The organism is Acinetobacter sp. IK40 (genome assembly GCF_035615075.1).
Classification (GTDB): Bacteria; Pseudomonadota; Gammaproteobacteria; order Pseudomonadales; family Moraxellaceae; genus Acinetobacter; species Acinetobacter courvalinii.
The window spans coordinates 1-23,575 of sequence record NZ_JANBOE010000002.1 but is presented as its reverse complement, the minus strand read 5'-3'; the positions used below and the strand labels follow the sequence as shown (position 1 = coordinate 23,575).

General features: G+C 42.7%; 26 protein-coding genes, 1 tRNA gene and 1 pseudogene. 11 read left to right on the top strand and 17 right to left on the bottom strand.

The window, feature by feature from the left end:
• Positions 1-50: 50 nt before the first annotated feature.
• From MSG93_RS04030 to MSG93_RS04005, 6 genes are all read right to left on the bottom strand, one after another.
• Positions 51-503, bottom strand: a complete 453-nt coding sequence (locus MSG93_RS04030; protein WP_005230965.1) for a hypothetical protein — start codon at positions 501-503, stop codon at positions 51-53.
• Between the two features lie 137 nt (positions 504-640).
• The gene (locus MSG93_RS04025) at positions 641-1,192 is read right to left on the bottom strand and encodes a DUF2799 domain-containing protein (protein WP_005230966.1); all 552 of its coding nucleotides are present in this window, start codon (positions 1,190-1,192) and stop codon (positions 641-643) included.
• Between the two features lie 41 nt (positions 1,193-1,233).
• On the bottom strand, positions 1,234-1,668 hold the full coding sequence (locus tag MSG93_RS04020) for a 2-amino-4-hydroxy-6-hydroxymethyldihydropteridine diphosphokinase (protein ID WP_324620668.1): 435 nt from the start codon (positions 1,666-1,668) through the stop codon (positions 1,234-1,236).
• Positions 1,625-2,005 carry a dihydroneopterin aldolase gene (gene folB, locus MSG93_RS04015; RefSeq protein ID WP_324620667.1) on the bottom strand — a complete coding sequence of 127 codons (381 nt, stop codon included), beginning with the start codon at positions 2,003-2,005 and terminating at the stop codon, positions 1,625-1,627. The genes MSG93_RS04020 and folB overlap by 44 nt, the downstream gene beginning before the upstream one ends.
• Before the next feature lie 26 nt (positions 2,006-2,031).
• Positions 2,032-3,330 carry an ABC1 kinase family protein gene (locus MSG93_RS04010; RefSeq protein WP_004772617.1) on the bottom strand — a complete coding sequence of 433 codons (1,299 nt, stop codon included), beginning with the start codon at positions 3,328-3,330 and terminating at the stop codon, positions 2,032-2,034.
• Positions 3,331-3,386: 56 nt separating this feature from the next.
• Positions 3,387-4,115 carry a HesA/MoeB/ThiF family protein gene (locus tag MSG93_RS04005; protein ID WP_420714300.1) on the bottom strand — a complete coding sequence of 243 codons (729 nt, stop codon included), beginning with the start codon at positions 4,113-4,115 and terminating at the stop codon, positions 3,387-3,389.
• Between the two features lie 531 nt (positions 4,116-4,646).
• On the opposite strand from MSG93_RS04005, the gene MSG93_RS04000 reads away from it, so the two are divergent.
• Positions 4,647-5,537 (top strand): alpha/beta hydrolase, encoded by an 891-nt coding sequence (locus tag MSG93_RS04000; protein WP_324620665.1) that lies wholly within the window; start codon positions 4,647-4,649, stop codon positions 5,535-5,537.
• Between the two features lie 166 nt (positions 5,538-5,703).
• Here the strand turns inward: MSG93_RS04000 and MSG93_RS03995 are convergent, their stop codons facing one another.
• The gene (locus MSG93_RS03995) at positions 5,704-6,738 is read right to left on the bottom strand and encodes a lipase secretion chaperone (protein ID WP_324621008.1); all 1,035 of its coding nucleotides are present in this window, start codon (positions 6,736-6,738) and stop codon (positions 5,704-5,706) included.
• A 74-nt stretch (positions 6,739-6,812) separates the two neighbouring features.
• Entirely contained in the window at positions 6,813-7,829 is a 1,017-nt protein-coding gene (locus tag MSG93_RS03990; protein WP_324620664.1) for a triacylglycerol lipase, read from the bottom strand.
• Positions 7,830-8,258: 429 nt separating this feature from the next.
• On the opposite strand from MSG93_RS03990, the gene MSG93_RS03985 reads away from it, so the two are divergent.
• The gene (locus MSG93_RS03985; RefSeq protein ID WP_324620663.1) at positions 8,259-8,834 is read left to right on the top strand and encodes a flavin reductase family protein; all 576 of its coding nucleotides are present in this window, start codon (positions 8,259-8,261) and stop codon (positions 8,832-8,834) included.
• Positions 8,835-8,878: 44 nt separating this feature from the next.
• Here the strand turns inward: MSG93_RS03985 and MSG93_RS03980 are convergent, their stop codons facing one another.
• Positions 8,879-9,445 carry a hypothetical protein gene (locus MSG93_RS03980; RefSeq protein ID WP_324620662.1) on the bottom strand — a complete coding sequence of 189 codons (567 nt, stop codon included), beginning with the start codon at positions 9,443-9,445 and terminating at the stop codon, positions 8,879-8,881.
• A gap of 162 nt (positions 9,446-9,607) precedes the next feature.
• Positions 9,608-10,378, bottom strand: coding sequence for an SDR family NAD(P)-dependent oxidoreductase (locus MSG93_RS03975; protein WP_005286495.1), 771 nt, complete (start codon positions 10,376-10,378; stop codon positions 9,608-9,610).
• Between the two features lie 143 nt (positions 10,379-10,521).
• Between MSG93_RS03975 and MSG93_RS03970 the strand changes: the two genes are divergently transcribed.
• Positions 10,522-11,583 (top strand): AraC family transcriptional regulator, encoded by a 1,062-nt coding sequence (locus MSG93_RS03970; RefSeq protein WP_324620661.1) that lies wholly within the window; start codon positions 10,522-10,524, stop codon positions 11,581-11,583.
• A gap of 13 nt (positions 11,584-11,596) precedes the next feature.
• On the top strand, positions 11,597-12,229 hold the full coding sequence (locus MSG93_RS03965; protein WP_324620660.1) for an FMN-binding negative transcriptional regulator: 633 nt from the start codon (positions 11,597-11,599) through the stop codon (positions 12,227-12,229).
• Here the strand turns inward: MSG93_RS03965 and prmC are convergent.
• Both prmC and prfA read right to left on the bottom strand, forming a co-directional pair.
• The gene (gene prmC / locus MSG93_RS03960) at positions 12,226-13,044 is read right to left on the bottom strand and encodes a peptide chain release factor N(5)-glutamine methyltransferase (protein ID WP_324620659.1); all 819 of its coding nucleotides are present in this window, start codon (positions 13,042-13,044) and stop codon (positions 12,226-12,228) included. The genes MSG93_RS03965 and prmC overlap by 4 nt on opposite strands.
• Entirely contained in the window at positions 13,044-14,132 is a 1,089-nt protein-coding gene (gene prfA / locus MSG93_RS03955; protein WP_004772635.1) for a peptide chain release factor 1, read from the bottom strand. The genes prmC and prfA overlap by 1 nt, the downstream gene beginning before the upstream one ends.
• A gap of 239 nt (positions 14,133-14,371) precedes the next feature.
• Here prfA and yiaA point away from each other — a divergent pair, with 239 nt between their 5' ends.
• The 4 genes from yiaA to MSG93_RS03935 all read left to right on the top strand — a co-directional run bounded on the left by yiaA (position 14,372) and on the right by MSG93_RS03935 (position 17,273).
• On the top strand, positions 14,372-14,839 hold the full coding sequence (gene yiaA, locus MSG93_RS03950; protein ID WP_005286509.1) for an inner membrane protein YiaA: 468 nt from the start codon (positions 14,372-14,374) through the stop codon (positions 14,837-14,839).
• A 241-nt stretch (positions 14,840-15,080) separates the two neighbouring features.
• The gene (locus MSG93_RS03945; protein ID WP_005230980.1) at positions 15,081-15,509 is read left to right on the top strand and encodes a hypothetical protein; all 429 of its coding nucleotides are present in this window, start codon (positions 15,081-15,083) and stop codon (positions 15,507-15,509) included.
• 146 nt (positions 15,510-15,655) lie between these two features.
• Positions 15,656-17,023 carry a tRNA 5-hydroxyuridine modification protein YegQ gene (yegQ, locus tag MSG93_RS03940; RefSeq protein WP_324621007.1) on the top strand — a complete coding sequence of 456 codons (1,368 nt, stop codon included), beginning with the start codon at positions 15,656-15,658 and terminating at the stop codon, positions 17,021-17,023.
• A gap of 1 nt (position 17,024) precedes the next feature.
• A complete protein-coding gene (locus tag MSG93_RS03935) occupies positions 17,025-17,273 on the top strand; it encodes a YfhL family 4Fe-4S dicluster ferredoxin (protein WP_199973093.1) in 249 nt (82 codons plus the stop codon).
• A 52-nt stretch (positions 17,274-17,325) separates the two neighbouring features.
• On the opposite strand, the gene glyA is transcribed toward MSG93_RS03935, so the two are convergent.
• A complete protein-coding gene (gene glyA / locus MSG93_RS03930; RefSeq protein WP_324620658.1) occupies positions 17,326-18,579 on the bottom strand; it encodes a serine hydroxymethyltransferase in 1,254 nt (417 codons plus the stop codon).
• 162 nt (positions 18,580-18,741) lie between these two features.
• On the opposite strand from glyA, the gene MSG93_RS03925 reads away from it, so the two are divergent.
• On the top strand, positions 18,742-19,569 hold the full coding sequence (locus MSG93_RS03925; protein ID WP_324621006.1) for a DUF695 domain-containing protein: 828 nt from the start codon (positions 18,742-18,744) through the stop codon (positions 19,567-19,569).
• Positions 19,570-19,622: 53 nt separating this feature from the next.
• Here the strand turns inward: MSG93_RS03925 and MSG93_RS03920 are convergent, their stop codons facing one another.
• Positions 19,623-20,864, bottom strand: a complete 1,242-nt coding sequence (locus tag MSG93_RS03920) for an alpha/beta hydrolase family protein (protein WP_324620657.1) — start codon at positions 20,862-20,864, stop codon at positions 19,623-19,625.
• A gap of 246 nt (positions 20,865-21,110) precedes the next feature.
• Between MSG93_RS03920 and MSG93_RS03915 the strand changes: the two genes are divergently transcribed.
• Positions 21,111-21,794, top strand: coding sequence for a putative quorum-sensing-regulated virulence factor (locus tag MSG93_RS03915; RefSeq protein WP_009509516.1), 684 nt, complete (start codon positions 21,111-21,113; stop codon positions 21,792-21,794).
• A 146-nt stretch (positions 21,795-21,940) separates the two neighbouring features.
• Entirely contained in the window at positions 21,941-22,513 is a 573-nt protein-coding gene (locus MSG93_RS03910; protein ID WP_324620656.1) for a hypothetical protein, read from the top strand.
• Between the two features lie 24 nt (positions 22,514-22,537).
• Here MSG93_RS03910 and MSG93_RS03905 read toward each other — a convergent pair whose 3' ends face one another.
• The 3 genes and pseudogenes from MSG93_RS03905 to MSG93_RS03895 form a co-directional block, all read right to left on the bottom strand.
• Positions 22,538-23,080 (bottom strand): hypothetical protein, encoded by a 543-nt coding sequence (locus tag MSG93_RS03905; RefSeq protein WP_324620655.1) that lies wholly within the window; start codon positions 23,078-23,080, stop codon positions 22,538-22,540.
• Positions 23,081-23,261: 181 nt separating this feature from the next.
• Positions 23,262-23,337, bottom strand: a tRNA-Arg gene (locus tag MSG93_RS03900).
• Between the two features lie 146 nt (positions 23,338-23,483).
• A pseudogene (locus MSG93_RS03895) lies at positions 23,484-23,575 on the bottom strand (IS5/IS1182 family transposase); the annotation flags it as partial.

Sequence of the window (23,575 nt, the reverse complement as noted above, 5' to 3'; positions counted from 1 at the left end):
TGTAATTCCCTTTTTATTTTAAAATCTTCATAAAAACGCTTCATCAGAGATCAGCGAAACACAATTTTTCCTTTATCTGTTGAATAACGGTCCGACCAGAAACTTTGTGGCTGCTTTTCCAGATCAGTAAAAATCGTATAGTTAATCTTGCCTTGTCTAAACTCAAACTGACCATTTTTCTGAGTGGCTGCCACCCGGGTATCGTTCACCCAGACACGTTGCTGCGGGTCAATTCGGATGGTTGCCAAGGTCGAGCCATCTGATCTTTCAGCAATCCATTGCGGTTGATTGACCGCAGGTTCCGGTGTTGCAACTGCATCGGGTATGCTAAAGCCAGCCTTGATATTTTCTTCTGCGGTCTTATTGATGTCACAGCCTTGCGCTTCACTGATTTGCGTACAGCCTGAACGTTCGAGTTGTTCTCTATATTTGGCATCAATGGCATAAGCGGAGTTCATGACTACATAGGCCATCACTCCAACCGTAATAAATTTGATGTGCATGCTGCATCCCTTGCGGTTGATTCAATTGAATATTTAAACATTGATCTGGACATGGGTCTGTAATTTAAATGTTTAATTCACAAAGCAAAACGCCTGTGACCAAAATCACAGGCGTATGAGAGCAAGATACTTGCAACTTAATTGAGGCCATGTTCAGCCTTAAAGCGCTCCATATTGCGGACCGCATTATGATAACGTGACTGGACACTGCTGCTATTGATACGAAGATCATATAAACGCTTCTTATAATCATCCCGGACTTTAGAGGATAGATCAGTACGCTCCAGCTCCTTTAAGTAACGGTTCATCTCACTCTGTGAGCGACTGAATTCCGCGTCAGCCAGATAATATTCATTGGCAGCCTGATAATAAGGTCGTAAAGTCTGGCGCTTTTCCGCCGGACAAACCCTGTAATCACCCCGTCCATCCAAGGCTTCACTAAAGATATTCTCAGGCTGGCAGTAATAGCCCAGACCTTGTTGATAGCCTTTTTCATACAGGCTTTGATTGGGAACAATATTGGCTTTCTGGCAAGAAGAATAATACTTATCTAAACGTGATTCATGCCCGGCCGAACCGTCTTTTTCACCCACACTCAACCAATTGGCCGTTTTACATTGCTCAACACTCATGGCTGCACAACCAGAAAGTAATACCGTCAAAGCCGATAAAATTAAAATACTTTTCATGAACAATGGTCCTAATTATTATGAGATTACATTCAAACAAATTACATTGTAATGACAGGATAGCTTATCTTTTGATCATAGCTTAAATCAGCATGTGGCCATAAATCAAATAAAGGAATTTTCACATCCAGCGCCAGAGGTAACTTCTTAGGATTAAACTGCATAGTGTCTAAATCCTTTCCCCAGGCAATTACATCAATATCTAGCGTGATCTGGTGTGATGGACGAATCCGTCCCGATTGCTGTTCCAGCCTTTTAAGCAATTCGATAACTTCATCAATGCCGAGTTGACTGCTTAACAGACATGCCGAGTTCCAGTAATCTGCCCCGATTCCATCCCGACAAGGAATTTCATAAATCGGAGAAAACACCACTCTACCGAGCTGGGCAATCTGCTCATAAGCAAAAGTGAAATTTTGTTGCTGCTGAAGATTACTCGCCAGTGCGAGCGCAAAAATTGTTTCTGTTGCGTTCAAGGCGAATTCCTACTGCATTAGCTTGAGCAATAATGGCGGGTTTGCGAATGGTGATACTGATCGATTCGATCGAAGAAAAAGTGATAAACAGACACTCAAGCACCAGTTGAGCAGCATGCTCAATCAATTTGGGTTGCGCCTCTTGAATGACTTGAGCTGCAAGCTCGCAAATTTGAGCATAGTTGAGCGTGTCTTCCAGCTCATCCGAGTGTGCAGCCTGGGATAGATCATTATGAATGGTGAGATCTAGCATTAAAGGTTGAATAATCTGGCGTTCCCAGTTGAAACAGCCAATGACCGTATCCACCTTTAGCCCTTCAATGATAATGGCATCCATAATGACCTATTGAACCGATAAATAAATTAATGCTTTAAAAACGAAGCAGGTTCAATATTGTGAACCATTTTCAAACGCTGGTCAGCATAAATATCGGTATAAGGTGCGAGAACACGCATGAAACGATCAAAATATAACATTTGCTTGAATAATAACGCGAAGTCACGCGGGAATTTGATGCCATGACGTTCACCCACAGCCACCATATCCATCATGATGTCATTCAGATCAGCCGGATTCGAACTCAGAATTTCTTGTGGATCTGCCAGCAATACGCCACTAAACAAACGCTCCAGATCATCTGCCAATACCTGAGTATCAATTTTCTGGTGGGTCATCCCCATCTTGAGCATATTCTCAGCCATTGCCACATAGTTGGTATGCTGTAACGCGTCCATAAAGGCCATACATGCCGTCCAGACTTCCGGCTTTAACTGACCGACAATACCGAAATCGATAAAGCCAATACGACCATCTTCCAGCAGCATTAGGTTACCGGCATGTAAGTCTGCATGGAAACTCTTGCACAACATCAAGCTACCAAACCAGGTATTCATGGCTGTAATCAGGACTTGGGTAGGATCTTTGGCATACTGCTTAACCACATCAAAGTCGGTTAATGGCACACCATATAAACGCTGCATGGTCAGTACACGACGGGTCGAAAACTGATGATACACTTTGGGTGCAGTCGCAGCCTGATTGCCTGAAATGTTCAGGTACTGGATAAAGTCATCCAGATTTTGGGCTTCTTCAATAAAATCAACTTCACGCACCATCCGTGTCTTGATCTCATCCACAATTTCGGAAAGCGATGCAAACTTGATTTTTGGCACGGCTTTTTCCAGTAATTTGGTTGCCCAGTGCACGACATTCAGATCGGTATACAGAATCGTTTCCACACCCGGCTTCTGCACTTTTAAAACCACATCTTCACCGGTGACCAGTCTGGCCGGATGCACCTGTGCAATTGAGGCAGACGCCAATGGTTTTTCATCAATAAAACTGAAAATTTCATTGAGGTTGCGACCTTCGAACTCTTCTGCCAAAACCTTTTGAATATAGCTAAACGGTAAAGTTGGTGTTTGATCTAGACAGCCCTGAAACTCCTGCACATATTCTCGCGGGAATAAAGACGGCGTACTGGCAATAAACTGACCCAGCTTGATATAAGTCGAACCAAGCGACTCAAAGGTTTCACGCATGAGTTTGGCATTGCTTGGTTTCTCAGTTGCATATTTCACACCTGCTTGTGCTGCAACCACCACTGTTTCACCGATACGTGCAACAGAGCGTAATCCATCGAATAAAATATTTCTTTTCATAATCTTTCTTGCCTCACAGATGGCATTAGTTTAGCAAATTTTGCTCATTTTACCGATCAAGTTGCCTGACAAACTGGACAATTTGCATCTTTTTCAAATTTAAGAATGCGTTGCGACAGGTTTAAGCCATTCCAGAGCAACAGTTTTTGCTTCAGTGGGGTTAAACCTAATCCTAAAAACAGCAAAGTGTGATGTGCTTGTAATGACGCTATCATTACAGGCGTAGTTGCCAATACGCCAGACTCGGCACAGCGTAACCCTTCATTAGCATGCTCTTCTTTTGGAAATAAGCATTCATAACAGGCCGAATCTGCCTCCACCATAAACATTTGCCCTTCAAAGCCAATGGCTGAAGCGCTGATTAACGGGACCTGATGCTTTTTACACACTGTATTGACCAGATAACGGGTGGTAAAATTATCGCAACCATCTAATACTACATCCTGATGCTGTACGAGTTCATCCGCATTTGTTGCATCGAAACGTATATTTTGATAATTGACCTGTATATGTGGATTAATGGCTTGGAGATGTTTTGCCAATATTTCAGCTTTGTATCGGCCTAAATCATTAGAGGTAAATGCAATTTGTCGTTGCAGATTACTGATCTCAATGGTATCTGCATCGATAATCGTAATTTTACCTACCCCGGCACGTGCCAACAGTTCGGCACTGGTACAGCCGATCCCCCCTGCGCCGATGATCAGTACATTGGCAAGTTTTAGCCGTTCTTGTGCCTCGAGATCCCAACCATCCAGTAAAATCTGACGGCTATAGAGATGCATTTCCTCATTGCTTAGCTCAAATTCGTTTTCTAAATGGTCTGACACGTGGCTTTACTTCTTTGTTCAAGGGAATGCTGATTCTAAGTCGATGGAAGGATGGAGGAAAGTAGTAAATTTTATCTCAAACAGTTTTCTGTTGGCGCAGCTTTATTTTTATCTCGCTAATTTCGACTTGTTTTAATGAAACTAAAAAGATTAATGACTGCAAAATACATTTTTATTAACAGTTCATTCCATTGTTCCACGTCTACTAAAGTAGATAGAATTGGGACCACCTCGCTATATCACCTGGGTAAGCCATCTTAACGTCAACTTGTCACACTTCTTTTAAAATCATATTTAGTTATTTAAAAACAAGAGCCTAACAGAGATAGAAAATTATTGTGTGTTCCTCAATCCAGTTGTATCCAGCACGGAATTATTCCGTCTTAAACAGCTGATATCCCAGTTCAACGCCTCTGCTCCAATTGACAAGCCTCCTCTCAATTTCTGTAATAAAGAACCATTTTAAGACCATCATGGAGTCGATATATGTTTTTGCTTAGGAATACTGCCTTTTTAATCTTGCTATTTTTGGCATTTGATTGCAGTGCAAAAATAATTCCAATCCCTACACAAGAACAATGGGTACATGCCAAGAAAAAAATACACCTCGATAATGGCATTAACCTGTCTTATATCGAAGCAGGTAATACTGACGGTAAACCGTTATTATTCATACACGGCTATACCGACAGCAGCCGCACTTGGTCTTTAATCATGCCCTATCTCAAAAACAGACATGTTTATGCGATTGATTTACGTGGCCATGGCCAATCTGGCGCGCCTGCATGCTGTTATGCCTATACAGATTTAGCCAGTGATGCCAACCTGTTTCTTAAAAAATTAAAAATCGCCAAAGCCGACGTCGTTGGGCATTCATTAGGTTCTTTAACGACTCAAGTATTGGCTACGGCTTATCCAGAGCGCGTCAATAAAGTCGTCCTGATGTCTTCTACACTGAATATTGGAATAAATGGGCCAGGCAATTGGCTATGGGATAATATTCAAACATTGCGTACGCCGATTGATCCCCATGGAAAGTTTATGCAGGAATGGAGATGGAACCCCAATCCGATTGATTCAAAACTTGAAGAAATATTAAGTCAGGAGAGCGCAGTTGTACCGCTGCATGTATGGAAAGGTGTATTGAGTGGAGCCATGTATGGAGATTTGAGCAATGCCGCAAAGCTGATGTCCGCTCCAATGCTGATCTTATGGGGTGATCAGGACCAACTGTTCGGCATCCAGCATCAAAACAAACTTCAAGCGGCCTATCCTAAAGCCAAATTTATTGCTTTTAAAAATGTAGGCCATAATATTAATTTAGAGCAACCGAAACAGACCGCCGAACTGATCGAAGACTTTTTAAATACTCGTTAGAATGACTTCCCTATAAAAGATAAAGTGGAATGTTGATTCTGCCAACTTAACTAAGCCTATTATTTGTATAGGGCCTAAACTGCTTTAGGCTCTATAAAATTCTCTCTAACCTCAAACCACTATCTTGAATGGCTGATTTCAATACAGGTTATTCAAACAAGCTATTTCATTTGCGATCATGCATCATTTCATAAGATTGCGCTCTCAATAACTCTTCCTTGCTGGCAAAAGACTGAGTTCTTAACTGGTTAATCGACTGCTGTTTACTGGCATCACTCGCATTACTTTTTAAAATCTGGTCACGCTCAGCCAGATATCCATTGACCTGTGTTTGCCAGCCAGCCTCTTCCTGATCAACCTTTTCCAGACGGTCTGCAGCCTCTGGCCCCAATAAACTTTCACGCATGTTGCGTAGCTCTTGCGCAGAGCCACCTTTGTCACGGATTTCCTGGGTCAATTGCTGTAATTCAGCAAATTGCATGGAAACCCGAACACCATCCGCCATGGTGGCAGGTAGTTGATCGATCAACTTTGCCAGTTCAACTGCTTTTTGCTGTGCCGTTAAAGTCTTATTGGCATGAATACGCATCTGCTCAATATTAAACTGGTTCAGCTTACGTTCATTACCAAACAAGGCATTGATCTCAGCCGCATTAAAAAACTGCTGCTGGACTTTATACATCTGATCAAGAACTTTCTGAAAGCTCTCAATATCACCCGTTTTAAAATTACCATTGGGTTTTAAATTTTTGAGGGTATGGCTGTACGCCACATATTGATCCAACAAATAAATGGCATAACCTGAAGCCGTCTCTGGTAATGTCGCAGTCAGATATTGACGAATATCAGCGATCAGCTCAGTTTCTGTTTTTTCACCCAGACTAGAAAAAAAATAATCAAAACAGCTACGGATACCAACCGTCAGTATCAGTTTACCGTTGCCATCCACCTGAATTGGACAATCAATTTCGGTGCCTTGTAATGAAGCCGCCAGAACAGGTAATTTTCCCTTTTGATGATCTTGTGTAGCACCGCCTGCAATATTGCTTTGTGCGGACTGTTGTTGAGCCTGCTGCCCTAAAGGATGTGGAACCGCTTGAGTATCTGGTTTAAATATCCAGTAAATCAAAGCCAATATCAGCAATAAACCGATAATGACACACAAACTGATGGTTTTATTATTTAAAAATTTACCGTTCATCATCCCTTGCTCTATTGATCCTTTTTTAAAATCATCCTGGCTAAAGGAGCACAGATGCCCCTTTAGCGCATTGATTATAGCCCCTGATTTTTTAAACGGTTGGCTTGTGCACGGAACGGCGTAACCGGATTTTGCAAGAAACCGACCAAACCTAATACCTGATTCACCTCATCCAAATGGTTAAATGCATAGTTATCACGAATGACCGTGCCTAAATGGCTCGAACAACGCGGTACCAAGCCATCATTTTCACCTGAAATGAGTAAAGAAGTTGCCGTTAACGCATAGTCCATCGGATCAGCCGCATTGGTAAACGGGCTGGTACCACTCCACGAATAATAACGAACACCATTCACCAGCTCGGCACCTGATCCACAGGCTGTGGTTGGTACACCTGCCGGGAAGCGCTGGTTAAAGTCTGCAGAACCGTTGGTGGTCAGTGAGTTTAACCCTGCAAGCGCATCCTGATCATAATAATGACCTGAGCCAATGCCGACCAAAGAGAAGAACGCATTTACGCCTGCTGCAATAACCGGTGCAAGTGCTGGACCAACAGGTGATTTCACCACTGAATCGACCACATCAGCGACATCTGAACCTTTGGTTGGACCTCCTACTGCTGTTACTGAAGCAATCTTATTCGGCAATAAGCTTGCCACATAACGAACCGATTGAGAGCCATGACTATGGCCAATTAAATTGATTTTTTCAGCACCGGTAATTGCCAATACCTGTTTTGCCTGTAACAGTAGCTGTTCACCACGTACTTCCGATGAGTTAAAAGAAGCTTGCTGTGCCACAAATACACTGGCCCCGTTTCCAACCAGATCTTCAGTAATCCCGTTCCAGTATTGCAATGGGCCAACCGCCGAGAAGCCGGCCATACCATGCGCCAGCAAAATCGGATACTTGGTTTTGGCATAACTGGAAGTGACGTTCGTACTACCGCCGACTGAGCAACCGTTCACATTACAGTTTTGCCATGAGGCCTTGGGTGATAGAAAATCAAATAAACCTGCATGAACCACGGTACCACTACTCACAAACATGCCTGCCATTAACGCCATAGCATTTAAATATTTCTTTTTCACGTTTTTGCTCCGAGCATTTTTCATTTTTATTACAAAGTGTTAGTCCTATACTTTTGTATGTGGAATCATTCCTACCATACAAAAACAATGTAAAATTTCCCCTCCTTGTATATTATTTAATTTTTAGACTAAAGCAAACTGCGCCAAAATCATAACAGTTCAGGCCAAAATTACGACTGATTGATAAAATTCCGATGAATGTACATGCGCAAAGCTGCAATAAGGGCTGTGCTCATCTGGACTACCGCATAAGAATATAAGCCGTGATAGCTATGGTAATGAATTGTCTGCCTGAATGTTCTAGACCGGAAAATCTGAATCACGCTTCCATTTTTGTTGCGTTTAACGTTATAAATACCGTAAAAATAAACCTTACTCCCTCAGAGATTATGCAACAATAATCTGTGTTATCTCCTTTCTGGATCGCGTATGAGTGCCCAACATATTACCGCCGTTGAACTTTCCAAAGCCTATCGTCTACTCAACCACGGCCCAACCGTACTGGTGTCGGCGCAACATGAGCAGGATACGGATGTCATGGCAGCAGCATGGGCATGTGCACTGGAACTTAGCCCAGCCAAGGTCACTGTTGTGCTTGATAAAAGCACCAAGACCCGTCAACTGGTTGAACAAAGCGGCTACTTTGCGCTACAAGTGCCCTGTTACGCGCAAATTGATATGGTGCACCAACTCGGTACGATTAGTAAATTTGACCAGCCCACTAAACTGGCAGATTGCAAAACCGAACTGTTTTATCAGGACGCTTTTCCTGTCCCGCTGGTCACAGGTAGTCTGGCATGGTTGATATGTAAAGTGATTCCGGAGCCACATAATCAGCAAGCACACGATTTATTTATTGGCGCTGTGGTTGCAGCCTGGGCAGATTCTCGCGTGTTTCGTGATGGGCACTGGCATTTTCAGGACGCTGCAAAAGAATTACGTAGTCTGCACTATATTGCAGGCGGCACCTTTTATTTGATTGGTGATGAAGTCAAAGCCAAATAATCGGCAAAAGCTCAGGCAATGATTTTCAGCATTGCCTGTGTTGTTTATTCAGCTTTCATCATTTCACGATACAAGGTATCCAGGAACTGCTGCTGTTTCTGGTTATGCTTAAAATAACGTTGATAATTGACACTACAACTTTCTACATCCGCAATATTGGCCTTGTTAAAAGACCAGTCGCTGGTATCTTTGACAGTAATCCCGAGATCATCATCGCAACTCTGCCACAATTGGGCAAATCGACTGCGCTGACTGTCATCCAGTTGCTGAAAGTCGGCATAAACAGAAAAGCCGTGCATCTCTGAATTAAAAAATTTCGAAATCATGCTGACAGGCACACCGCCCCAGCGCATGGGTTGATCTTCCGGAAAACGAATATCGGTGAGTTTCTCCTCAGGCATGATCTTATCTTGTTCACCTTCCTTTAAAAACTGGGTGTCATAGACCAGTGTAGTACCTGCAGGGACCAGAATTTTTTTCACCACACGGGCTTCACGGGTTTTGTAATAGGGATAATTCGGTGTTGAATTTCCACCCGTTGGATTCATATTGCCAACACAACCGCTCAGACACAGACCCAAGCATGCGGAGAGAATCAATCTATATGTCATATCAATCCTTTTAGTATATTTATTTTTATCAAGCCACGGTCTATTACCTTAGAAGCAAAGCTGTTCACAGACCATATAAAATTTGAGCGAAAAAAGAAAAAACAGTTGTGAAGGCGAAGTCCACAACTGTTCTATGGCGTGATTGAATCCTGTTAGCAAGGCTTATTTTGGTGCCATACGAATCGCACCGTCCAGACGAATCACCTCGCCATTCAGATATGAATTCTCGGCGATATGGGCCACCAAGCGTGCAAATTCTTCTGGACGACCCAAACGTGAAGGATACGGCACCATTTGGCCCAACGCATCCTGTACGTTCTGTGGTAAACCTTTTAACATCGGGGTTTCCATGATGCCCGGCGCAATGGTCATGACCCGTATGGCATGACGGGCCAGTTCACGTGCAATCGGCAAGGTCATCGCGACAACAGCACCTTTCGAAGCAGAATAGGCCGCTTGCCCGATTTGCCCGTCAAAAGCAGCCACCGAAGCTGTATTGACGATCACCCCGCGATCTTCATCGCCTTCCGCAACGCTATTCTTGCTCATGGCATCCGCTGCAAAGCGCAGCATATTAAATGTCCCTGTGACATTAATCTGTAAGGTTTTCGAGAACATCGCCAGATCATGCACGCCCTCTTTACCCACAACTTTTGCAGAGGGGCCAATGCCGGCGCAATTGATCAGGCCATAAACACTGCCATGTTTGGCAAGTACATCTTTAAAAAACTGTTCCGCAGCAGCTTCATCGGTCACATCCAGTTTTACAAATTCTGCCTGAGCTCCCAATGCCTGTGCCTGTTGTTCTCCCGCTTCAACATTCATGTCAACCAAGGTGACTGACGCACCTTTTTCAACTAAATATTCAGCTGTTGCCGCACCTAGACCAGAGCCACCGCCTGTAATAACAAAATGTTTTCCCTGAATTTTCATTTACGTTTCCTATCAAATTAAAGATATAAATTTTTATAACCAAGCCTAAAGGCAACTTTTTTCCGATACAATTTCAAAAAGTAGCAAATTGAATGCGACTTTTGAGCAGTCGATCTATTTATTCTCCTGTATATCATGTGCCTATGACCAAAAACCACAATCCCGATCTTAATGCGGCCAAGGATACAATTTCAAATGCTTTAATTCGGGAAGCATTAAGCGTTGCTGCGAGTCGCGGCTTAAATATTGTCAGTATTGCCAATCGGGCAGGCATTTCAGCTGAACTGTTAAGCTCAGGCAAAGCACGCGTTCCCGTTACCCAGTGTGCCCAATTATGGGTGGAGCTGGCAGAAAGCATGAATGATGAGTTTCTCGGCATGGATACCCATCCCATGCGCCGTGGCAGCTATCAATTACTGGCAAAACTTGCCTTTAATACAGAGAATCTGGAACAGGCCATTAAAGAAATTCTCAAGTTTTTGGCCCTGATTCTGGACGATATTCGCGGTGAACTGGTTCAAAAAGGCAATAAGGCCTATCTGGTCCTGCATGATCGTGAACAACCGAAGCGGATGTTTACCTATTCAACCTTTCTGATGCTGGTCCACAGCTTGATGTGCTGGCTGAGCGATCAACGTATCCATTTTCATAAAATGAGCTTTAGATGCCATCCACCTGTTGAGCTACAGGATTATCGTGTCCGTTTCTGTGAAAATATCCAGTTTCATGCCGCACAAAACAGCATAGAATTCGATGCACATTATCTGAAACATAAAATCAAAAAAGACAAACAGGCGCTCAATGATTTCCTGAGACATACCCCTTACAACCTGATCGTACGTTTCAAGAATGAAAATTCACTGAGCCTGCAAATACGCCGACAATTACTGCTGCAAGCACCTTCAGAATGGGCAGAACTGAAAGATATTGCCCAACAGTTGAATATGTCGACTGCGACCATCCAGCGCCGTTTAAAACAGGAAGGTGTCAGCTACCAGCAACTGAAAAATGACATACGCTGTGATATCGCCATTGAACGACTGAGCAAGACAGACGACTCGATTCAGACTATTAGCGACGATCTGAACTTTCATGATCCCAGCGCTTTTCATCGTGCCTTTAAAAAGTGGAGCGGTGTGAGTCCGGGCAGTTACCGGAAAAGCTCACCCTTGCAGAAAAACAGACGTAACCGCGTCGATGAGTAAAAGGAATCAAACTATGTACCTTCCTGAAATATTTGAAGAAAAAGACCCTCAAAAACTTTATCAACTGATTCAGGATTATCCGTTTGCAACGCTTATCAGCCACAGTAGCGAAGGTCTGGATGCCAATCATTTGCCTTTTAAGCTGATACCAGATGAACAAAATCAAACGGCGACACTGCTTGCGCACATTGCCAGAAATAATCCATTACACATGCAAATCCCAAATGGCACAGAAGTCCTGATTATCTTTTACGGTGAACAGGGTTATATTTCACCGAACTGGTATCCCAGCAAACAACAGCACCATCAGCATGTACCGACATGGAACTATCAGGTGGTACATGTCAAAGGTAAAATTAATTTCTTATCTGATGAAAGAGCATTACGCGGCATTTTGGCAAAGCTGACACGGACACATGAAGCCAATCAGCCTGTTCCATGGAAAATGTCCGATGCACCTGCCGAATACATTACTCAGCAACTGCAAGGAATTGTGGGTATTGAAATTCAGATCACCGAGATCACGGGCAAATTTAAACTCAGCCAGAACCGGGAAAAAGTCGATGCCTTAAGCGTAGTTAATGGGCTGGAAAAATACGGCAATCCCAATCTAGCAAAAGCCGTACAGCGCTATATAGAAGATTAAGCAGATTTTTGGGCTAAACTGACCCGATCATTGCCGCCATAGTCCTTGATGGTCTGGATTTGCTCAAAACCCTGCTGCTCAAAGATTTGACGAACAGCCTCACCTTGGTCATAACCATGTTCCAGCACAATCCAGCCCTCTGGTTTGAGCCAGTCCTGGCCTTGCTGGATAATGGTTTCAATATCTGCCATGCCATGGTGATCTGCAATCAGCGCACGCTCAGGTTCAGACTTGAGCTTTTGCATATGCACATCTTCTGGATCAATATATGGCGGATTTGAGACAATTAAATCAAACTGCTGCTGATCCAGTGCTTCAAACCAGGTACCACAGGCAAATTTCACCTGCATGAGACCATGCCGAAGCGCATTTTCCTGCGCAACCGCTAAAGTAGGCGCATAAATATCAGTCGCCATGACCTGCCACTGCGGACGTTCACTCGCCAGTGCCAACGCAATTGCCCCCGTTCCCGTACCTAAATCAACAATATTAGCCTGTTGATCCAGCGGCAGCTTTAATACCGTTTCTACAAGAATTTCAGTATCTGGACGCGGTACCAAAGTATCATGCGTCACTTTCAGGTCTAAGGTCCAGAATGGCTGTGAACCGGTGACATAAGCCAGTGGTTCACCCTGCTCGATGCGGGCCAGTCCTTCCAGAAAAGCATGCTCCTGCATGTCCGTCAATTCTTGCTCAAGCCGAAGTTTCAGTTCTAAGGCGTTAATCCCCAAAAGATGCTCAAGTAGCCATGCCGCCTCTTGACGCTCATAGCTATCAATTTCACCTTTAATCTCTAACGCTTGAGCAATATTCATTAGCCGCCATTTTCCTGTGCAAGCATTGCCAGCTGATCGGCCTGATATTCACGATGCAAGCTATCCAGTAATTCGGTTAAATCACCTTCCATAATCGCATCTAACTTATATAAAGTCAGGTTAATACGGTGGTCGGTCATACGACCTTGCGGATAGTTATAAGTCCGGATACGCTCTGAACGGTCACCTGAACCGACCAGATCACGGCGCATTTCTGAGGTTGCTGCATCGGCCGCTGCACGTTTGGCATTTTCCAGACGCGACACTAACAACGCCATCGCTTTGGCTTTGTTCTTATGCTGTGAACGCTCTTCCTGACATTCCACCACCACACCTGATGGGATATGGGTAATACGTACCGCAGAATCGGTTTTGTTAATGTGCTGACCACCCGCACCTGATGCACGATAGGTATCGATACGTAAATCGGCAGGATTGATTTCAACGGTGGTATCTACATCGACTTCTGGAAGAATCGCAACCGTACATGCCGAGGTATGGACACGGCCCTGTGATTCCGTGGCAGGGACACGTTGCACACGATGCGCGCCGCTTTCAAATTTCAGGCGACCATAAACTCCTTCACCATCAATCCGGCAAATGATTTCTTTATAACCACCGTGCTCACCTTCATTTTCAGAAAGCACTTCAATACGCCAGCCTTGGGTTTCAGCGTATTTACTATACATACGGAACAAATCACCCGAGAAGATCGCAGCTTCGTCACCACCCGTTCCGGCACGAACCTCAAGATAGGCTGCATTGGCATCGTTTGGATCTTTTGGAATCATCAACACATTCAGCTGATCTTCAAGCTCAACCAGCAGTGCCTTATTTTCTTTAATTTCTTCTTCTGCCATATCCTTGAAATCAGGATCTGACTTCATCATTTCAGCAGTTTCGATATCTTCTTCCGCTTGACGATACTTACTCCAAACTTCGGTGATTTCAGTTAAATCATTATGTTCACGAGACAATTTACGGAAACGTTTATTGTCCGAAATCACTTCTACATCAGCGAGTAATGCAGTCAGCTCTTCATGACGATCACAAAGTTGATCGAGTCTTAAACGGAGTGATGCTTTCATGGGTGGAATATCTCAAAAATCTAAAGACTCAGTGCAGATGAAGCATGAGTAAAATCAAAAAATTGCGCATAGTTTACAGACTCTGCCACTTAAAAGACATAGTGAAATAGTGGAACTTACCATTCCCCCATCATTTCATCACAAATTGTTCAGTTTTAGTTTTTACGACTTGTTCTCTGCTCAGCGCTTGGCTATAAATAATACAGGACAAATAGAATGATAAAACAACAGGATAAACCATGAATAATTTTATTAACCGCCCCACATCGGCCTTTATAGCAGCAAGCTGGGTGGCCTTACTCGCCGGTGCTGTCGGCTTTATGATTGGGTTGTGGAATGCCAACATGCCCTTGCATGAAAAAGGCTATTATCTGGTGATTTTACTTTATGGACTTTTCTCGGCAGCCTCCCTTCAGAAAACTGTCCGTGACCAGCTCGAAGAGATTCCGGTAACGGCCATTTACTATGGACTGTGCTGGGCCTCCATGGCAGTGTGTATTGTGCTATTACTGATTAGCTTATGGAATGCTGAACTGAGCATGAGCGAAAAAGGCTTTTATATTATGTCTTTCCTGCTCAGTTTATTCGGTGTGGTCGCCACTCAAAAGAATATTCGTGATCTTAATTATTTACGCCTGCAAACAGAACCTCATCCCCGTCAACTTAAGCTGGATGAGGATTCTGTAAAAGATCAACCACAGGATTAATACATATTTTTCAATAAAGGCTTAAAAAATATTTAAGCCTTGCTTTTAACATTATTCATCTAAGTCACTGTTTTTGAAAACTTATACAGTTTAAAAAAAGATAATCTAAAACAAAAGATTACAATCTGGACACCAAAGAGTAATACTTCTGGCATGCTTCTCCACACTTTCATTCTCAAACTTTGTTACATTTGCAGCCATTACAAAGAGGTCCGATTTTTTGGCGGACACGGAGTCAAAAATGAAATTAAACGCTTGGTTATGTGGTGCAATCTTTGCAACTTCATCACTTGTTACTGTCGCTCATGCCGATAACGGGACTCGTGTGGCAGCAACATCTGCACTCGGCAGTGTCGTGGGTACGGCACTCGGTAAACAAATTGGTGGCAATAACGGCGCAATGATTGGCTCTGCGCTTGGTGGCGCTGGTGGGGCTGCTGCTGCAAGTAGCAAACGTACACGTACTGAAGCTGCGATTGGTGGCGGTCTAGGTGGCGTGGGAGGTTATACCGTAGGACGTAACCTTGGCGGCACAACAGGCGGTTATATCGGTGCTGCTGCGGGTGCCGCAGGTGGTTCAGCCTTAGGCCGTAAAGTAGGTCAAGACCGTTATTATGACAATCACCAATCTAAAAAATACAAGAAAAAGAGAAAGCATCGTCATCACTAATTTCTTAGAAAGCACCTTCGGGTGCTTTTTTATGCGCTGAGCTTTCTCTACACGACAATAAAATCCTGAGCAAAATGCTAGGTTGAATCCTGTTCCTGAACTTTCTAGAATAATTCCCTATTTTTTATATGCCTTTTTTTTGCATGATGAATACCGAATTACTCTCTCCCGCCGGTTCCCTTAAAAATATGCGCTATGCCTTTGCCTATGGTGCAGATGCGGTCTATGCAGGCCAACCTCGCTATAGTTTACGCGTACGGAATAATGAATTTGACCATGACAATCTAAAAATCGGGATTGATGAAGCGCACGCCTTAGGCAAAAAATTTTATGTGGTGGTAAATATCCAGCCGCATAACAGCAAGCTTAAAAATTTTATCCGTGACCTTGCACCGATTATTGCCATGCAACCGGATGCATTGATTATGTCTGATCCAGGCTTGATCATGATGGTACGCGAACATTTCCCTGAAATGCAGATTCATCTTTCGGTACAAGCCAATGCCATTAACTGGGCCACAGTAAAGTTCTGGAAAGATTATGGTCTCAGCCGCATTATTTTGTCTCGTGAATTGTCAATTGAAGAAATTGAGGAAATCCAGACACAGGTACCAGAGATCGAACTGGAGGTTTTTGTGCATGGCGCCCTCTGCATGGCCTATTCCGGACGTTGTCTGTTATCCGGCTATATGAATAAACGCGATGCTAATCAAGGTGCCTGCACCAATGCCTGTCGCTGGGAGTATAAAATCCACGAGGCAAAGGAAGATGCCAATGGTGATGTGATACCTGTTCAGCAACTTGATACCAAAAATACTAGCTACGTTCAGCGCCCTGATACGACGATTTCAGCGCAAACTGTTCTGGTACAGCGTAATGATGAAGATATGTTTGCCGCTGAAGAAGATGAGCATGGCACCTATTTCATGAACTCAAAAGATTTACGTGCAGTGCAGCATGTGGATCGACTTACTAAAATTGGAGTAGCTTCACTCAAAATTGAAGGCCGTACCAAATCCTATTTTTATTGTGCCCGTACTGCACAGATTTACCGTAAAGCCATTGATGATGCACTTGCAGGCAAGGCTTTTGATGCAAGCTTAATGACTCAACTGGAAGGCTTGGCTAATCGTGGCTATACCGAGGGCTTCTTACGTCGTCATGTGCATCAGGATTATCAAAACTATGCAGATGGTTCATCTCAGTTTGACTACCAACAGTTCTGTGGTGAAGTGGTCGGGCGTAACGGCGACTATATTCGGATTGAAGTCAAAAACCGCTTTCTTGTCGGCGACTCACTGGAATTGATGACACCAAAAGGTAATATCAGTTTCATTCTGCAACAGATGCGCGATCTTAAAGGCAATGTCATTGAGAATGCCAAAGGCTCAGGCCATATTGTCGAAATACCATTCTCTTCTGAGATTGATATTGAATATGCACTCTTGATTCGCAATCTGCCACACGCCGCAACCGAGTTGCAATCTGCAGCGCTTGCCTATTCGGCAGATTAATATGGCACTGTTAATTACCAACGCATGTATCAACTGTGATATGTGTTTGCCTGAATGTCCCAATCAAGCAATTGATGAAGGTGCAAAAGTCTATGAAATCGACCCACTCCGCTGCACCGAGTGTGTCGGTTTTTATGAAGTAGCCACTTGTGTGGCGGTGTGTCCGATTGACTGTATCAAACCCGATCCGCACTACCCTGAAACGCAGACTGAACTTTTACAGAAGTTCAATCGTCTACAAATGGCATAAAACACAGCGATAAAAAAAAAGCGCCTGACGGCGCTTTTTTCAGCTATACAAATTAGTTTGCATATACCGGGAATTTTGCACAAACTGCTTCAACTTTTGCTTTTACATCAGTGATAACTTTCTCATCACCTTTGCTATCGATCACGTCAGCGATCCAGCCAGCAAGTTCACGCACTTCAGCTTCACCAAAACCACGTGTGGTCACTGCTGGTGTACCAATACGGATACCAGAAGTCACAAATGGTGAACGAGGGTCATTTGGAACCGCGTTTTTGTTTACAGTGATATGCGCTGCACCTAACCATGCATCTGCATCTTTACCCGTTACGTCTTGTTTGATCAAAGACAACAAGAATAAATGGTTTTCTGTACCGCCAGATACAACGTCATAACCACGTGCAATTAATACTTCAGCCATCGCCTGCGCATTCTTCACAACTTGTTGTTGGTAAGTTTTGAATTCAGCAGACATTGCTTCTTTGAAGCAGATTGCTTTTGCAGCAATCGCATGCATCAACGGACCACCCTGGTTACCCGGGAATACAGCCGATTGAAGTTTTTTCTCGATTTCTTCGTTTGCTTTAGCAAGGATCAAACCAGAACGTGGACCACGAAGGGTTTTATGCGTCGTTGTAGTAGTTACGTCTGCGATTTGTACCGGGTTTGGATATACGCCAGCAGCAACAAGACCAGCAACGTGAGCCATATCAACAAACAGATACGCACCTACTTTGTCAGCGATGTCACGGAAACGCTGCCAGTCTACAACTTGGCTATACGCAGAGAAACCGGCAACGATCATGCGTGGCTTATGTTCTAGTGCTAGACGTTCAACTTCTTCATAATCGATTTCACCCGTTTCTGGGTTTAAACCATACTGGATCGCATTATAAGTCTTACCAGAGAAGCTTACTTTAGCACCGTGAGTCAAGTGACCACCGTGCGCCAAGCTCATACCCAATACGGTATCGCCCGGGTTAAGAAGTGCAAGGTAAACAGCCGAGTTTGCTTGAGAACCAGCGTGTGGTTGAACGTTTGCGTAATCAGCGCCGAATAATTCTTTTGCGCGATCAATTGCAAGTTGCTCGATCACGTCAACATATTCACAACCGCCGTAGTAGCGTTTGCCAGGATAGCCTTCTGCATATTTGTTAGTAAGTTTTGATCCCTGTGCTTCCATCACAGCTGGTGAACAATAGTTTTCAGATGCAATTAACTCAATATGCGCTTCTTGGCGTACGCCTTCAGAAGCAATCGCTTGAGCTAATTCTGGATCAAATTCAGCAATAGAAATATTGGCAAACATTAGCGGAGGGTCCTATAAATTAGGGCTTTTAAGCCGTGCTAAAGATTGGTGCGTATTGTAGCACGAAGTTTGCCTTTTCACAGATTGATATTGATTAAATTCTTGCTGAATTTTACTGATCTTGCTTGGTATTCTATCAATCAAATAAAAAAGGATATGCAAATGGGATTTATTGACAAATTTCTTTTGAAGAAAAATCGTACACCAAACAACTCCGCTGAGAAGCAGATATTAGAAGTTCCTGAAAATTGGAATTTTTATATGTGCCAAATAGATGAGCAGCCTGCCAGTTATTTCTTAAATCTGGCTTTAGCAGATGTGGCACCGCTACCAGAAAGATCAACCTTAGTATGGGTGGAAATACAAATGAACCACTCCACAGAAGACGGGTTATCTTCCAGTGAAGAGTTCGATCATCTGGCCGAGATGGAAGATCAGATCATTCCCGCACTTTCAAATCACCATCCGGTGCTTTATGTAGGACGTTTAACCCATAATCACTTGAGAACATTTTATTTCTATGCTCAGGATGGCGTAGAGGTCGAACATAGCATTCATCACATCATGCAAAGGTATCCAGACTATAGCTATCGATTCAGTCAAGAGAGCGATTCAAATTGGTCAACCTATTTGAATTATATGTTTCCCAGTGAAGAAATCATGCAAACGATTTCTAATAGAGCGGTCATTGAGAACCTTCAAAGTCACGGAGACAATCTTGAGCTTGCCCGACCTGTAGATCACTGGATTTATTTTCAGAATGAAAATGACAGTACAAATTTTTTGAATGCCGTTAATGGCTTAGGTTTTGAAGTAGTGAATCAAACATACCTTGCGGAGCCAGCACATCACCCCTACCAATTACAGATTTCCAGAATTGATCACGTAGACCTACAGTCTATCGATGCATGTACCCTACAACTCTGGAAATTAGCCCAGCAATTTAATGCAAAATATGATGGCTGGGAAACCCAGATCATTAAAAACTGATAAAACAAGCCCAATCATCGTGATAAACCGATTGGGCTTGTCAGGATACTGACTTAATTATTCGCAGGCATCGCAGTTTTTACATCATTGACAATATTCCCGATATTCAAGACATAAGCTGTACCGTGATCCCATTCGGCACTAGTAAGATATTGGATTTTGGAGCCTTTATTCTGAGCGAGCACAACAAGTGCATCCGTTGCCGCTTTAGGAACGGTAGTATCTTGTGCGCCTTGATAAATCGTGACAGGCTGATTCAACTTCACTTGAGCGGGTTGTGAATCTTTTTCCAAAAATGTTTTTACCAATGGCACAGCCATGAAATTGGTTTGTGTACGAGGATAATTGGTTAAACTATTATTGTTTTTGCCAGCATAATCCAACATGGCGGCTCCAAACTTTTTACCTAGCACATCATAACAATCCGTTTCTGCATAATTCGCAATTTTATCCGTTGGCGACTGGAATACATTTGAATAGCTAAAGCTTGGTTCAAGATTTCTTAGTCCAGCGGTAATTAAGGCAGTAAATGTATCCAGTTGCGCATACATTTCAATTTTTTGTGGTAAAGGTGCATTTTCAACGGATGCATTACCATTAACCAAAATAGCTGCCAAATTAGATGCAGGTGCAACAGCAATCGTTCCTTTATAATCCAGCTTGGCACGGCTTTGATATTGTGCTGCCCCTAATGCCGCTTGCCCACCTTGTGAATGCCCTACCGTCATCCATTGACGTGATACAGTTTTACCCTGTCCTGCCAAATAATATCGTGCAGCAACTACTGCATCTGTAATAGAGAACGCCTCACTCTTAACATTCAAGAAGGGATGCAATTCTCGGCCGCTTGGTTCTCCCAAGCCTTCATAATCAGGCGCAACCACCACGTAACCAGCAGCAAGTAATTGCGTAATCATACTTTGAATGTAAGGGTTAGTTACATTACGACTTGGCGCACATTGATCTGCCACCCCTGTTGTACCATGTGCCCATGCAACAATTTTCCATCCGCCTGGAGGTGTTGGCCCGCCTGGAACAAACAACAGGCTGGTTGCCATCGTTTCCTTACCATTCTGTCCCAACATCTTATAGGTCAATACCGAGCTTTCCGTAGCCACCGCGCTAAAATCTGTTTTGGTATATGCTACTGGAACCCCCACAACCGGATCTTTAATATTATTCTCAGGAACTTCGGGTCTCGGTGTATAGGTTGTATCGCCATCATCACTGCCACCACATGCCGTCAACAATAGGCTCGAACTCAACATCACAATAGATAATAATTTCATTTTCATACAGTTTTCCCTGAACTATTTTGTTTTTCATTTTAATACTTAGTATTTTTTTTACTAAGGCAATTCCTTCCATAAGAATGCGCTTAATATCAAATTGTTCAAGTATTTTTTCAATTTTCGCTGTTAATTTATCCAAACTCAATTTTATGTTTAAAAAAAATAAAGTGACCTTTACGGATTCAATCCTGTTTCAAATAAATTTCTTGTAAGATATTGGCATTCTCCACTCAGATCAGGTCGACTTTCATGCAAGCCATTATCCTAGATACAGAAACACATACCTTGAATGGTTTGCCGATTGAAATTGCCTACGCTCCGATTGAAATCGAAAATGGAAAACTCAGTCTGGATAAAAAGCAGATTTTTGATCAGCTTTATCAGGTTGGACAACCGATTTCTTATGCTGCCATGGCAGTGCACCATATTTTAGAGTCTGATCTGGTGGGACAACCTTTTTATAATGAGTTCCAGCTTCCAACTCAAACTACCTATATTATTGGTCATAACGTTGACTATGATATTGCCGCTATTGCCCGTTGTGGTGTCGATGTATCTCAATTAAAGCCAATCTGTACTTTAGCCCTTGCACGCCATGTCTGGGAAAATGCTGAAGCACACAATATCTCCGCCCTCATCTATCTGATTTCAAAAGGTAGCGATAAAGCGCGTGAAATGCTTAAAGGTGCACATCGTGCCGATGCCGACATTATCTTAACCGCCAATATCCTGATGCATATTATTCATCAGCTGAATATTCAAGATATTGAACAACTCTATGTTGCCTCAGAACAGGCGCGCATTCCTAAAAGTATCACCTTTGGCAAACATAAAGGAACGGCCATTCAGGACCTTCCTGCCGACTATATTCAATGGTTGATGCGTCAGGAAGATCTGGACCCATATTTACGCAAAGCCTTAGAAGCAAAATGAGTCGAACAAACTCAAAGCCAAAGCAGCTTAACAGCCTTCGATCTTAATTTTAAAAGGCAGTAATATTTAATAAATTGTTAATATTACTGTCATTTTTTAACTCTATCTTAATTTCCGTCTTATCTTGATTAGGGGAAAATTAAGAGATGTCACATTTTTTTAAAACTGAACTTGGGCAAAATGCCTTACAACAACGCAGTATTGCTTTAACTGCCCGCCAACGTCGTTTATTACTTCTAATTGATCACGAAGATTTTAAAGAGCTTGATCAGGAGTATAAGCAACGGATCGCACCCACCGAACTGGTACAACAACTGATTGATATGGGACTATTGGCGCAACAGCAGTCCTCACCCATACATCAAGAACAAAGCCAAATAACGTTCACAATGGCTGCTTTTGATCAGGCCCTATCTACTCAATCGTCGCCAGTTCAAGAAAAGCAAATAATTCGACCGGCGCCTGCAGTTGAAGAAACACTTGAACTGGAAAAACTTGCTTTTGTTGAAATCCAGCAGGTCATGATTCAGACACTAAGCAGTTATTGTGGTTTGATGGCTCGCCCGCTAATACAAAAAATTCAGTCGATTGATTCATTAAATGAGCTGAAAGCTTGTCAGATGCAATGGATTACCACATTACAGGAATCACGGATTCCACCAAGCCAATTGAATCAGACCTTGAAACTGATTAATTATTCTGTACAGCATTTATCATAATTAAATAAAGTTTTGATTCATCATTTACGAGCTTTGAGTGACTGAACATACGAATGGAGCACCTCTTTCAAAAGGTTCTCCATCCAGTACAATCAGATATAGCCCTTCTGTTTTTAACAAGCTATTGTATTTTCGCCCTTGTGACGATGCCTCAAACTCTTTGGATAATTGATTAAATACATCAGCAAAATTGGGATTCGCAAGTTTCAATAAATCCCGACAATATTTTAATGCCTCATTTTTTGAAGCTTGATAATCATTCGGATATCTTGAAGAGACAACAACCTCGCTCCAACTTTCGAGATCGGGTCGTTTTGATACTTTAATATCTAACCAATGTTGCTCTGGCAAGAAAAAATAACTTGAGTTGGCATCTATATTATTAAATCTCACCTGATTCTTATCAGCCCGAACCTGAGAATCAAGATCAACCAACTGTTTAGAAAGTCTATCCAGAAAAGTAGTCATCGCCAGATAATCTGATCTTTCAACATCTGCGACCTTTTTATAAGAATCCGTACAACCTGCACTCAGAAGCAAACTTAATACTAATATTTTCTTATACATGTTTTATCCAACACACTGATGTTTTAGGTTGTAGCAATTATAAATAGGTTAATTTACCTGTGGACTGCAAAATTATCATAAGGAAAAAGCTGGGTAGCTACAATTGATGAGAAGTATTAATGGTTAAACGATTGAATAGATATAATATATGAGTAATTTTTTTAGTCTTAAAATGTAAATCTGGTGCGCTCAGCGGGACTCGAACCCACGCCACAGGCTTCGGAGACCTGTACTCTATCCAGTTGAGCTATGAGCGCATGCGAGCCACATCATAGGCAAAAAAAACATATTGGTAAACATGTAGGCTTAAACAAAAATGTTTTTTGCTTATTAAAACAACAATTTCATGTTTTTTATTACGATATTATTAGGGTCTGTTGACATTTAGGGTTCATAATTTAACCTACAAGGGGAGCCATAAAAATATACAAGCTAATGCAACAGAACTTTCATAGTTCCGTTTTAACTTGTCGTATCGAGTGGCTATCCCTCTAA